General features: G+C 71.3%; 8 protein-coding genes. 7 read left to right on the plus strand and 1 reads right to left on the minus strand.

Annotated features, from left to right (window positions below; genetic code table 11):
* Window positions 1–37: 37 nt before the first annotated feature.
* Entirely contained in the window at window positions 38–1,381 is a 1,344-nt protein-coding gene (locus ACFWE2_RS22240; protein WP_377226385.1) for a D-arabinono-1,4-lactone oxidase, read from the minus strand.
* 76 nt (window positions 1,382–1,457) lie between these two features.
* Here ACFWE2_RS22240 and ACFWE2_RS22245 point away from each other — a divergent pair, with 76 nt between their 5' ends.
* The 7 genes from ACFWE2_RS22245 (at window position 1,458) to rlmB (ending at window position 9,794) form a co-directional block, all read left to right on the plus strand.
* Complete coding sequence (locus ACFWE2_RS22245) at window positions 1,458–2,672, plus strand: alanine racemase (RefSeq protein WP_377226386.1); 1,215 nt, start codon at window positions 1,458–1,460, stop codon at window positions 2,670–2,672.
* Between the two features lie 65 nt (window positions 2,673–2,737).
* Window positions 2,738–3,913, plus strand: a complete 1,176-nt coding sequence (locus ACFWE2_RS22250; RefSeq protein ID WP_377226387.1) for a sensor histidine kinase — start codon at window positions 2,738–2,740, stop codon at window positions 3,911–3,913.
* Window positions 3,910–4,554 carry a response regulator gene (locus tag ACFWE2_RS22255; RefSeq protein ID WP_377226388.1) on the plus strand — a complete coding sequence of 215 codons (645 nt, stop codon included), beginning with the start codon at window positions 3,910–3,912 and terminating at the stop codon, window positions 4,552–4,554. The genes ACFWE2_RS22250 and ACFWE2_RS22255 overlap by 4 nt, the downstream gene beginning before the upstream one ends.
* On the plus strand, window positions 4,505–5,878 hold the full coding sequence (locus ACFWE2_RS22260; RefSeq protein ID WP_377226389.1) for an amidohydrolase family protein: 1,374 nt from the start codon (window positions 4,505–4,507) through the stop codon (window positions 5,876–5,878). The genes ACFWE2_RS22255 and ACFWE2_RS22260 overlap by 50 nt, the downstream gene beginning before the upstream one ends.
* Before the next feature lie 70 nt (window positions 5,879–5,948).
* Entirely contained in the window at window positions 5,949–7,205 is a 1,257-nt protein-coding gene (locus tag ACFWE2_RS22265; protein ID WP_377226390.1) for a low temperature requirement protein A, read from the plus strand.
* A gap of 67 nt (window positions 7,206–7,272) precedes the next feature.
* A complete protein-coding gene (gene cysS / locus ACFWE2_RS22270) occupies window positions 7,273–8,703 on the plus strand; it encodes a cysteine--tRNA ligase (protein ID WP_377226391.1) in 1,431 nt (476 codons plus the stop codon).
* A gap of 95 nt (window positions 8,704–8,798) precedes the next feature.
* Complete coding sequence (gene rlmB / locus ACFWE2_RS22275; protein WP_377226392.1) at window positions 8,799–9,794, plus strand: 23S rRNA (guanosine(2251)-2'-O)-methyltransferase RlmB; 996 nt, start codon at window positions 8,799–8,801, stop codon at window positions 9,792–9,794.
* Window positions 9,795–9,880: the final 86 nt, after the last annotated feature.

The raw sequence follows: 9,880 nt of genomic DNA on the forward strand, positions 1-9,880 counted from the left end.
TCGTTCCTCGGCCCGCACCCTGCGCGGCACCTCCGGCTCAGCCGCCGAGGACGCGCCGGGTGTACGGGTTCGCGAACACGCCCTCCGGGTCCGCTGCGTCGCGGACCCGGCGGAAGTCCGGGAGCCGCCGGTACTGGCCCTCGAGGTACTCGGCGTCGCGGGTGTGCAGCTTGCCCCAGTGCGGGCGCCCGCCCACCGCTGTGAAGATCCGCTCGGCGGCGTCGAAGTACCGGGAGTAAGGCAGTCGCCAGTACTGCTGCACCGCGATGTACGCGGTGTCGCGACCGTAGGCGGTGGACAGCCAGACGTCGTCGGCGGGCGCGAAGCGAATCTCCATCGGGAACGGGACGTTCTCCCCGGTGCGGCGCAGCCAGCCGTCGATCTCCCTCAGCACGTCGACGACGAGGGCGCGCGGCACCGCGTACTCCGTCTCGCGGAACCGCACGCGCCGGTTGGTGCAGAGCACCTCGTACGACGGCGCCGTGTAGGTGCGCGGGCGCAGCGCGCGGGCCGCGACGGCGTTGAGCGTCGGGGTCACCGCGGGAAACGCGGTGGCGGTCCGGTTGGCCAGCTCGAGCGCGGTGTTCGACAGCACCTCCTCGTCGACGAAGGTGCGCGCCGCGGCGGCCATCCGCCGAAGCCGTCGCCCCACACCCATGTGCCCGCCGGGATCGGCGCTCGCCTCGACCCGGGTGTTGCTCAGGGTCTGGACCCGGTTCGCGGTGGGGAACCAGAAGAACTCGAAGTGGTCGGTCTCGTCGACGAGGTGGCCGAGCTCCTCGAACACACGCTCCACCGGCAAGACATCCTCGACTGCGTGCAGGTCGAAGGCGGGGACCGCCTCGATCGTCACGGTGCTCAGGACCCCCGTGGCGCCGAGGCCGAGGCGGGAGGCCTCGAACAGGTCGTGGTGCTCGGTGGACGTTGCGCGGGTGACCTCGCCGTCGGGCCCGACGATCGTCAGGGCCCGCACGCGGGTGGCGAGGCCGCCGAACCGGGCGCCGGTGCCGTGCGTGCCCGTGGAGATGGCGCCGGCTACCGACTGCTGGTCGATGTCGCCCAGGTTCTGCATGGCGAGCCCACGCTCGGCCAGGACCTGGTTGAGCTGCCGCAGCCGCATACCCGCACCCACGGTGACCAGGGCGTGTCCGGTGTCGGGGTCGCGTTCGACGCGGTGCAGGGCGGTCATGCGGTCGAGGTTGAGCTGAACGCCCTCGGTAGCGGCCGCCGGCGAGAACGAGTGCCCGCCACCGACCACGCGGACCTGGTGTCCCTCCTTGACCGCGCGCCGTACGGCGTCGGACAGCTCGTCCGCCGAGGCGGGCTGCTCCTGCCGCACGGGGGTCACGCTGACGGTGCGCGCCCAGTTCGTCCAGATCACGGATGCACTATCCCACGGCGCCGTGCCGTGGACCAGGCCTCTGTCGCGGGGTGGGGCCGGGGAGTAGCGTTCGGACATGAGCTCCGCAGCAGACACCGTCGCGCGGCTGACCGCCGCCACGTCCGGGCTGCCCGCCCCCCTCGCCGTCGTCGACCTGGACGTGTTCGACGCGAACGCGCTCGATCTCCTCAAGCGGGCCGACGGGGTGCCGGTCCGCGTCGCGTCGAAGTCCGTACGCGTGCGCTCGCTGGTCGCGCGCGCGATCGGGCACGGGTTCGCCGGCGTCATGGCGTACTCGGTACGCGAGGCGTTGTGGCTGGTCAGCCAGGGTGTGCGCGACGTGCTGGTCGGCTACCCGACGGTCGACAAGGAAGCGCTGGCCGCCCTCGCGGCCGACACGACGGCCCGCGCGGAGATCACCCTGATGGTCGACGACGTCGTCCACCTCGGCCTGATCGCGGACGCCGACCAGGCCGCCGGCGCGAACGGCTCGGCGAGCGGCCGCCCTCTCCAGGTGTGCCTGGACGTCGACTGCTCGTTGCGGGTCGGCGCCGGCGCGCTGACCGCCCATCTCGGCGTGCGGCGTTCTCCGCTCCGCGAGCCCGGCGACGTCGCCGCGCTCGCGACGGTGGCGCAGGCGAGAGGACTGGACGTGCGCGGCCTCATGTTCTACGAGGCCCAGGTCGCCGGGCTGCCCGATACGAGCCCCGCCGTCCGGCTGGTCAAGCGGCTGTCGATGCGCGAGGTGAACGACCGCAGGGTGCGGATCCTCGCGGCGGTGCGCGACGCCGTCGGGCAGGAGGTCGAGCTCGTCAACGCGGGTGGCACCGGGTCGGTGGAGGTGAGCGGTGGCGCGCCCGGCGTCACCGAGGTCACGGCGGGCTCCGGCCTGTACACGCCGGGCCTGTTCGACGGCTACCGCTCGTTCCAGCCTCGTCCGGCGTCGTTCTTCGGGCTCGACGTCGTGCGCGAGCCCGCGCCCGGCTGGGTGACCGCGTTCGCGGGCGGGTACGTGGCGTCCGGCAAGGCGGGAGCCGCACGGGTGCCCCGCCTGTTCACGCCCGGCTACGCCCTGAGCGGTCCCGAGGGCGTCGGCGAGGTGCAGACCCCGCTGCGGGTGACCCGTGGACTCACACCGGACGGCACGCTGCGCACGGGCGACAGGGTCTGGCTCCGGCACGCCAAGGCGGGCGAGATGATGGAGCGGTTCGACCAGGTGCACCTCGTTCGGGGCGACGAGATCGTGGAGACGGTGCCGACCTACCGGGGCGAGCACAAGAACTTCGGGTAGTGCGGAACGCCTTGCGCCCGCCAGAGGACCGGAAGGGGGACCGGGTCGATGTCCCTGTGCGAACGATGACGGCGCTCCGTCCGTCAGCAGCCGATCTCCTGCTGGCGGCGGGGTCGTTCGTGCTCGGCGTCGTCGCCGCGATCACGCTCCACGTGGTCGACTTCGACGGCGAGCGCAGCGTGGATCTGTGGGCGGTCCTGCTCCTGGGCGCCACGTCGGTGCCGTTGCTGGCCCGTCGGCGCCGGCCGATCCTCGTCGTCCTGGTCGTTCTCGCGGTGTCGGTGCCGTACCACCTGCTCGACTATCCCCACGAGGCCACGCTGCCGGCCTCCTTCGTCGCGGCGTTCGCCGCGGCTCGCTACAGCGAACCGCGGCGGCGGCCCGTCGCCGCCCTGGTGGCGGTGGCCGCGGTGACCGTTCCTGTCCTTGCCGACGAGACGTCGGGGGCGCTCGGCGATGCCCTCCTCGGCGTCGGCTGGCTGTTCATGGCGTTCTTCGCCGGGCTGGCGGTCCGCTTCCGGGAGAGCTGGAGAGCCGTCGTCGCCGCGCGGCTGGAGCAGGAGCGTGCCGACGAGGTGGAACGGCGGGTCGCCGAGGAGCGGGTCCTGGTCGCTGCTGAGCTGCACGACGTCCTGGCCCACGGCCTCGCCGTCGCGAACGTCCAGGCGTCCGTCGCCGCGCACCTGATCGACCAGCTTCCAGACCGCGGGGACACGTCCCTGCGGGAGCTGTCCAGCACGCTGCACGACCTGTCGGACACGAGCGGGGCCACGCTCCGTGAGCTGCGCGCCATCCTGGACGTACTACACGGTGGCGAGACCGAGCCGACCGAGCCGGCGCCCCACCTGGGTGAGCTGCGGCGTCTGGTGGAGATGGCGGAGGCCGCCGATGTCCGGGTCGACCTGGAGGCCGCCGGGCTGGCGGACGAGCTACCTTCGACGGTGTCGGTCGTGGCCTATCGGATCGTCCAGGAGGCGCTCACCAATGTCCTTCGTCACTCCACGGCCAAGCAGGCGACCGTCCGACTCGACCGGGACGGCCACCGGCTGCGGATCACGGTCGTCGACCACGGGCCCGCACGACCGAGCTCGATCATGACACCGGCCGGCTTCGGGATCGCCGGGATGACAGCGCGAGCACAGGCTGTCGGCGGCGAGCTGTCCGCCGGCCCGGACGGGTCCGGAGGGTTCGAGGTACGGGCCAGCCTGCCGTTGCCGGTGACCTGGCGGGTTCCCACGTGATCCGGGTCCTGCTCGCCGAGGACCAGATCCTGGTGCGTGGCGCGTTCGCGCTGCTGGTGAACTCGGCTGACGACATGGAGGTCGTCGGGGAGGCCGGCACGGGCGAGGAGGCGGTGACGCTGACCACGGACCTGCGACCCGACGTCGTGCTGATGGACATCAGGATGCCGAGCACCGACGGTATCGAGGCGACCCGGCAGATCTCCGCCGCCGACGCGTCGAGCGGCAGCAAGGTCCTCATCCTGACCACGTTCGAGACGGACACCAACGTACTGCGCGGCCTTCGCGCGGGGGCCTGCGGGTTCCTGCCCAAGGACACCCGCCCCGAGGCCCTGCTGAACGCCATCCGCACCGTCGCCGCGGGGGAGTCGCTGCTGTCACCCGGCGCGACCAAGGCCGTCATCACCCGTGCGTTGAGTCGCCCGGAGGCGCCGGCACCCGAGCGGCTGGCCCGCCTGACAGCGCGTGAACGGGAGGTGCTCAGGCTCGTCGCCGCAGGCCTGAGCAACCAGGAGATCGCGGACGAGCTGGTCGTCAGCCCGCTGACCGCCAAGACGCACGTGGCCCGCATCCTCGCGAAGGTGGGCGCCCGTGACCGCGTCCATCTCGTCATCGCCGCCTACGAGGCCGGGCTCCGCTGACGCGACGCGGAAGCGGCTCCCCTCCGGGCAGGACCGTTCGTCGTCCGTACTCCGGGCGGAGTACGGGGAGGTGTCTTCCGTAGGCCGACGACTCGGGCGGGCGGGCCTGGAAACGTGTTCCGCACGGAGTCGTCAACGCGCCGAAGGAGCACATTCAGACATGGAATCGATCGAACAAGACCGAGGGCGACCGTTGCTCGGGCGCCGTGGTTTCTTCGCCGGTGCGGCTGGGCTCGTCGCCGGCGTCGGACTGTCCGCGGCGGCACTCGCGGGACGTGACGATGGCAAGGAGGACCGGGGAACCTCGCTCACCAAGAAGGACATCGCACTTCGCGACCAGGACCTGAAGTTCATCGGCACCGAGGAGACCTTCTCGACTCCCGAGCTGTTGAGGCTGAACTCCATCGGTCAGGACCACATCGCGTTCCTCGAGGAGATCGGTCTCGCGGACCTGGGCGAACGCCGTATCCGCGACATGGACGAGGGGGGACTCGACGTCCAGATCCTCTCCGCGCACACGCCGTCCGCGCAGAATGTCCCCGGGCAGAAGGGCGTCGACCTTGCCTATCGTCTCAACCGGCAGCTCGTCGACGGGCCGATGGCCAGCTATCCCGGCCGCTTCCAGGCTTTCGCCACCTTGCCCTTGCAGAGCCCGGAGGCCGCGGCGGACGAACTGGAACGCTCGGTGCGGGAAGACGGCTTCCTGGGCGCCCTGACCAACGGGCACATCACGAAGAAGTACCTCGATCATCCCGACTTCGAGCCCGTGCTGGCGCGTGCCGAGGCCCTGGACGTGCCGATCTACCTGCATCCCGGGTACCCGGCCGACGAGGTCTTCGACATCTACTACCGCACGACCCGGTCGGAGTACACGGACGAGTATCAGGACTACATCTTCAGCGGGTCCGGACTCGGCTGGCACCAGGAGGTGCTGATCCAGTGCGTCCGGATGATCGCGTACGGAGTCTTCGACAGGTTCCCCGGACTGAAGATCATCATCGGCCACATGGGTGAGGGTCTTCCGTTCTACTTCGAGCGAATCGCCAACGACATGGGCGAGCCGACCGAGGACTCGCTCAAGAAGCCCTTCGGGCAGTACTTCCGGGACAACTTCTGGTTCACGACCAGCGCCTTCTTCCAGGACGACCTGCTCCATCTCCTGCTGAAGTACATCAGTGTGGATCGGGTGATGTTCGCGACCGACTACCCCTTCGCGGGCATCAAGGAAGGGACCGACTGGTTCCGAGCGGTCGATCTGCCGCGTGCGGACAAGGAGAAGATCGCGTTCCGCAACGCCGAGAACCTGTTCGGCATCAAGGTCTGACGCGTCGCCCGGCAGGCGGGGCCGGAGCCTTGGGTAGATGGCCGGGCGCGGCATCCGGTAGAACAAGGCCATGCCCGTGACACACCACCACCACCGCCGCCTCATGACGGGCCGCGACCCCCACGAGCCGGCGCGTACGGCGACCCCGCTGGAGCTGCTGTTCGACCTGGCGTTCGTCGTCGGGTTCGGTGTGGCCGCCGAGCAGGCCGCCCACCTGGTGGCCGACGGGCACGCCGCCGCCGGTGCGATCGGGTTCGCGTTCTCGATGTTCGCCATCTGCTGGGCGTGGATCAACTTCTCCTGGTTCGCCTCCGCCTTCGACACCGACGACTGGTTCTACCGCGTCACCACGATGGTGCAGATGATCGGCGTCGTGGTGCTGGCGCTCGGCCTGCCGGACATGTTCCACTCCATAGTGGCCGGCGACCGGGTGCACAACGAGGTGATGGTCGCCGGGTACATCGTGATGCGTCTGGCGATGCTCGTGCAGTGGCTGCGCGCGGCCAGGCAGGCGCCCGAGTACCGGGCGACGTGCATGGGGTACGTGGGGACGCTGGTCATCACGCAGATCGGGTGGATCGTCCTGGCCGTCGCGCCCGTGAGCGTTGCGGTCTTCTTCGCGTGCGGTGCGCTGCTTGGCGTCGCGGAGATGGCGGGTCCCTACCTGTCGGAGCGGTTCCGTGCCGACCGCCCCGGTGCGCGGAGCACCCCGTGGCACGCCCACCACATGGCCGAACGGTACGGGCTGCTGGCCATCATCACGCTCGGCGAGGGCGTGATCGGCACGGTCGCGACCCTCTCCGCCGTCACGGGGGAGTCCGGCTGGACGCTCGACGCCGTCCTCGTGGCGTTCGCGGGCATGGGCATCACGTTCGGGCTCTGGTGGACGTACTACCTCACGCCGGACGCCGAGATGCTGCACCGTCACCGGGAGCGGTCGTACATCTGGGGCTACGGGAACATCCTGGTCTTCACGGGTCTCGCGGGCGTTGGCGCCGGGCTGCACGTGGCGGCCTACTACCTGGCGGGCGACGCCCACATCGGTGCCGTCGGGACCGTGCTGGCCGTCGCCGTGCCGGTGCTCGTGGCAGTGCTGGCCGACTACGCGCTGTTCTGGGTGCTGACCCGGTCGTTCGACGGGCTGCACCTGCTCCTGGTCGTCGGGACCGTCGTGGTGCTCGCCGCGTCCGTCGCCACCGCCGCCGCCGGTTTCCACATGGCGTGGTCGCTGCTCCTGGTGATGCTCGCGCCGGTCGTGACGATCGTCGGCTACGAGGCACGTGGGCACCGGCACGTCGCCCGTCTGCTCGCCGAGGAGCCGAGCTGATTCCTGCGCGGACGGCGATCGTCGCCCGCGCAGGAAATGGTTACCCCGGCGCCGGTACCCTTGACAGGTGACCATTCGCCTGTTTGACACCGCCACGCGCGAGGTGCGCGACTTCAACCCCATCACCCCTGGCGAGGTCGGCATCTACCTGTGTGGCGCCACGGTGCAGGCACCACCGCACGTCGGCCATCTGCGCCCGGCCGTCGCGTTCGACGTGCTCCGGCGCTGGCTCACGCGGCGGGGCCTGACGGTCACCCTGATCCGGAACGTCACCGACATCGACGACAAGGTGCTGGCCAAGTCGGCCGCCGCCGGCCGCGAGTGGTGGGCGCACGCCGCGCTGTACGAGCGGGTGTTCACCCAGGCGTACGACGCGCTCGGCGTCCTCCCGCCCACCTACGAGCCGCGTGCCACCGGCAGCGTGCCGGAGATGGTCGCGCTCATGGAACGCCTGGTCGAGAAGGGCCACGCCTACAGCACCGGCGCGGGCAACGTCTGGTTCGACGTCCACTCCTGGCCCGCCTACGGGGAGCTCACCCGCCAGAAGGTCGAGGACCTCAGCCCCGAGGAGGGCGGCGAGCCAACGACGGGCACGGCGAGCGACGCCAAGAAGAACCCGCACGACTTCGCGCTGTGGAAGGCCCCCAAGCCGGGCGAGCCCGAGTCGGCGTCGTGGGACACCCCGTACGGGCGCGGGCGCCCCGGCTGGCACCTGGAGTGCTCGGCCATGGCCCGCCGCTACCTCGGCGACACGTTCGACATCCACGGCGGCGGCCTCGACCTGCGCTTCCCGCACCACGAGAACGAGCAGGCGCAGTCCCGGGCGGCGGGCTACGGCTTCGCGAACCGCTGGATGCACGTCGCGTGGGTCACCCAGTCCGGCGTGAAGATGTCCAAGTCCCTCGGCAACGGCCTCCTCGTCAGCGAGCTGCTGAACGAGGCGCCCGCGCCCGTCGTGCGCTACGCGCTGGCCGCAGTGCAGTACCGGTCGATGCTCGAGTGGGCGCCCGACACGCTCGACGAGGCGAGCACCACGTGGGAGCGCCTCTCGGGCTTCGTAGCCCGTGCCTCGGAGCGGGTGGGCGACGTCCCGGCGGAGGAGGTCGCCAAGGCCGAGCTCCCCGAGGCGTTCGCCACCGCGATGGACGACGACCTGAACGTGCCGCAGGCGCTCGCCGTCGTGCACGAGCACCTCCGGGCCGGGAACACGGCGCTCGCGTCGGGGGCCGACGCCGAGGTGCGTACCGAGCTGGTGACACTGCGTGCGATGCTCGACGTACTGGGGCTCGACCCGGCGGACCCGCAGTGGGCGGCCACGTCGACCGACGACCGGTACGCCACGGCGCTCGACGCGATCGTCACGGCGGAGCTCGAGGCCCGCGCCGAGGCGCGCGCGGCCAAGGACTGGGCCACCTCCGACGCGATCCGGGACCGTCTCGCGGCCGCCGGCATCGAGGTGCAGGACTCCGCCGACGGCGCACGCTGGACGCTGTCCTGATCTTTTCCCCGGTGGTCGAGCTTGTCGCGACCGCCTCTACCGAACCCGCGGTGGTCGCGACAAGCTCGACCACCTGCTGAGAGACGAGACACACCATGGCAGGAAACTCGAAGCGCGCCGGTGCGGTACGCAAGGCAGGCTCCAAGAAGGGCGCCCAGGTAGGCACCGGCGGACACAGCCGCAAGGCGCTGCAGGGCAAGGGGCCGACGCCCAAGGCGGAGGACCGTACCTACCACCCGGCGCACGAGCGCAAGCTGGCCGCGGAGCGGCGCGCGGCGGCGGCCGGACGGCGTCCCGGCGGCCGCGGCGCGGGCCGCACGAGCGGGGGAGCGGGCCGCACGACCGAGGTCGTCACCGGCCGCAACGCGGTCCTGGAGGCGCTGCGCGCCGAGATGCCCGCCGAGGGCATCTACCTGGCCACCCACCTGGACGCGGACGACCGGACCCAGGAGATCCTGGAGATCGCGCACGCGCGCAGCCTCCCGATGTTCGAGGCCTCGCGGCTCGACCTCGACAAGATCACCGAGGGCGCCGTGCACCAGGGCGTGGCCATGAAGGTGCCGCCGTACGACTACAAGGACGCCGACGACCTGCTCGACGCCGCGGCGGAGGCCGGCGAGCCGCCGCTGATCGTGGCGCTGGACAACATCACGGACCCGCGCAACCTCGGCGCGGTGCTCCGGTCCGCCGGCGCGTTCGGCGCGCACGGCGTGCTGGTGCCCGAGCGGCGTGCCGCCGGCGTGACGGCGTCGGCCTGGAAGGTCTCGGCGGGCGCCGCGGCCCGAGTCCCCGTCGCCCGGGCGACGAACCTGGCCCGCGAGCTCGCCGAGCTGAAGAAGTCCGGCTGCTTCGTGGTCGGGCTCGACGCAGGGGGCGACATGCCGGTGGGCGAGCTCGCGTACGCCACCGACCCGCTGGTGCTGGTTGTCGGCTCGGAGGGCAAGGGCCTGTCCCGCCTGGTGCGCGAGGCCTGCGACGCGGTGGTGTCGATCCCGATCGCCGCGACCACCGAGTCGCTGAACGCGGCGGTCGCGGCGGGCATCACCCTGTACGAGGTGGCGAAGCAGCGCGCGGAGGCGCCAGGCGCGTGATCGGCAGTCCGTCAGGTGATCGGCAGCCCGAGGTGCCGATCAAAGATTAGCGCACCTCGGGGCCAGTCCCAAAATCGGTTGGGTTG

It is taken from the genome of Promicromonospora sp. NPDC060271, assembly GCF_042726755.1.
GTDB lineage: Bacteria > Actinomycetota > Actinomycetes > Actinomycetales > Cellulomonadaceae > Promicromonospora.